Here is a 2,650-nt window from a genome sequence, read left to right on the forward strand (position 1 = left end):
GCGATCATCACGCGTTGGCGCATGCCGCCCGACAGCTGGTGCGGATGGCGGTCGAGCAGCCGGGCCGGTTCGGGAATCCGCACCTTCTCCAGCATGCGCAGCGCCTCCGCCCGCGCCGCCTTGCGGTCGAGACCCTGGTGCAGCATCACCGCCTCAGCGATCTGGTCGCCGATGGTGAAGACCGGATTCAGCGACGTCATCGGCTCCTGGAAGACCATGGCGATGTCGTTGCCGCGCATGTCGGTCAGCGCCTCGGCCGGCGGCGATGCCAGGTCGCGCTCGCGCCCGTCGCGGCCCTTGAAGCGGATGCGCCCGCCGACGATGCGGCCGCCGGCATAATCGACCAGCCGCATCAGCGACAGCGAGGTCACCGACTTGCCGGAGCCGGATTCGCCGACGATGGCGACAGTCTCACCCGGCGCCACGGTGAAGCTGACGTCGTCGACGACGCGCACGGGGCCATGCTCGCCGTCGAAGGCGACGCTCAGCCCCTCTACGGACAGCAGGGCCGGCGCGGTATCGACCGCCCGCATCGCGGCGGCGCCGCTCATCGTCCCAGCCTCTCGGCGAACAGCGCGAACATGCGGCGCCACACCATGCCCGGCGCGCCGGTGCCGACCGGCTTGCCGTTCAGGCTGGTGACGGGGGTGATCTCCTTGGTGGTGCTGGCGATCCAGATCTCGTCGGCCGCGTCCAGTTCCGCCGCCGGGATGTCGCGCTCCTCCAGCCGCAGGCCGGCCTCGGCGGCCAGCCGCAGGATGACGGTGCGGGTGATGCCTTCCAGGATGCGGGTGTCGTTGAGCGGGGTGGCGATGACACCGTCCTTGACCACGAAGATGTTGGTCGCGGCCCCCTCGGTCACCAGACCGTCGCGCAACTGCAGCGCATCGACGACTCCGGCATCGGTCGCCGCCTGCTGCGCCAGCACGCTGCCGAGCAGCGCCACCGTCTTCAGGTCGCAGCGGCCCCAGCGGATGTCGGGAATGGTGATGGCGGCGACGCCCTGGTCGCGCCAGGAGGCCGGCGGACGCTTCAGCGGGCTCGCCATGCCGAACACCGACGGGGTGACGCCGGCCGGGAAGGCGTGGCCGCGGCTGGATGCTGCACCGCGGGTGACCTGGAGATAGACGGTCAGGTCGCCGTCGATGCCGGAGTCGACGGCCAGCCGCTCCATGATGGCCATCCAGTCGCCGGCCGACAGGGCACAGTCGATGCGCAGTTCGGCCATGCCGCGCTGCAGGCGGGCGATGTGCGCCTCCGGCTCGAACAGGCGGCCATTGTAGGCAGCGGTCACCTCATAGAGGCCGTCGGCGAACAGGAAACCGCGGTCCAGCGGCGACACATGGACCTCGTCCAGCGGCAGGTAACGCCCGTTCCAATAGGAGATCGTCATCGCTTTTCAGCTTCTTTGGCGCGTGGAAAGGAAAGCCCGGCTCACTCGGTCGGCCGTTTGTTTTTCGGCACGACATGGAGGTAGGGCAGGATGCGTTCGGCGACGTCGGCCGCCTGTCCGACGCTGTCGGGACCGGAGCGGGACAGCGCGGTGCCCAGCGCCACGATCAGCGCCATCAATCCGGTGGGGGAGCTGTGGCGCACGCCATGGTCGGCCCCGGCCAGCAGGGTGACGTCGGCCAGCGGGACGATCGGGCTGTCCGGCGCGTCGGTCAGCGCGATGGCCCTCGCCCCGCGCTCACGGCACAGCTGCAGATGCTCGATGGTCCGGCGCGAATAGCGCGGCGAGGTGATGGCGATCACCAGATCGCCGGGCTTCACCGTCATCAGCCGGCGGATGGTGCGCTCGGTGCCCGCGAACTCGATGGCCTCGCGGACATGGTCGACATAGGGCTCCAGCATGTCGGCCAGGAACAGGGCGAGATAGGCGCTATCTCCCAAGCCAAGCGCCACGATGCGCTTGGACTCGCGGATCAGGCGGACCGCGGCCTCGCATTGTTCAGGCTGCAGCAGCTCCATGGTGCGGGTGATGTTGCCGGCGTCGCTGGCCAGCGATTCCCGCATGATCTCGGCGTTCGAGGTGTCGCGCTGAACGGCGACGCGCAGCTTCTCCACCGGGGCGAAGGTGGATTCGAAGGCGCGCAGCAGATCCTCGCGGAACTCCGGATACCCCTCATAGCCGAGGAAACGGGCATAGCGGTTGACGGACGCGACCGACACCTCTGCCGCCGCGGCCAATTCGCCGATCTTCAACGTCGCGGTGCGGAAGGGATAGGCCAAAGCCCACTCCCCAACCTTGGCGAGCGCCGCCGGCAGTTGCGCCTGGCAGTTCTGCATCCGGATCAGCAGCGATCCCGTCTGAATGGGTGGCTCCATCCCCTCGGTGCCCTTTCGGAAAGCCCAAGCGCGGCTTGCGTGAGTTCAGAGTTACAGCTTTTCCACATTCCTGTAAATTCATTTTCACATAGTGGCGTATGACCAGGCGCATGCCAGGACATGGCGGGCGGATCGAACCGGTTCCCTGCTGCGGCGGAACCGCCGTTTTCGGAACTCCCTAGGGATTTCCTTATCGTTTGTTAACGATGTTTGCCGCAATCATCGGACAATTTTGGATTCAGCGCAGGCATGAAGGGCAGCAATGGCTCAAAAGGTTCGTGAGGACTACCGGACCCTCACCGGCCCCGAAAAGGCCGCCATC

3 protein-coding genes are annotated in these 2,650 nt (G+C 67.4%); all 3 read right to left on the minus strand.

The features are described from left to right. Positions 1 to 551 (minus strand): ATP-binding cassette domain-containing protein (locus A6A40_RS31440; protein ID WP_236783868.1); only part of this gene is annotated, 551 nt, incomplete at its 3' end. Further along, positions 548 to 1,393 carry a D-amino acid aminotransferase gene (locus A6A40_RS16545; protein WP_108546997.1) on the minus strand — a complete coding sequence of 282 codons (846 nt, stop codon included), beginning with the start codon at positions 1,391 to 1,393 and terminating at the stop codon, positions 548 to 550. The genes A6A40_RS16545 and A6A40_RS31440, both read right to left, overlap by 4 nt. Before the next feature lie 41 nt (positions 1,394 to 1,434). Next, positions 1,435 to 2,328 carry a MurR/RpiR family transcriptional regulator gene (locus A6A40_RS16550; protein WP_108546998.1) on the minus strand — a complete coding sequence of 298 codons (894 nt, stop codon included), beginning with the start codon at positions 2,326 to 2,328 and terminating at the stop codon, positions 1,435 to 1,437. Between the last annotated feature and the right edge of the window lie 322 nt (positions 2,329 to 2,650).

Source organism: Azospirillum humicireducens (assembly GCF_001639105.2).
Classification (GTDB): domain Bacteria; phylum Pseudomonadota; class Alphaproteobacteria; order Azospirillales; family Azospirillaceae; genus Azospirillum; species Azospirillum humicireducens.

Coding starts and splice junctions, on each gene's coding strand:
- A6A40_RS16545 (WP_108546997.1), bottom strand. CDS start 1,393: ATGACGATCTCCTATTGGAACGGGCGTTACCTGCCGCTGGACGAGGTC.
- A6A40_RS16550 (WP_108546998.1), bottom strand. CDS start 2,328: ATGGAGCCACCCATTCAGACGGGATCGCTGCTGATCCGGATGCAGAAC.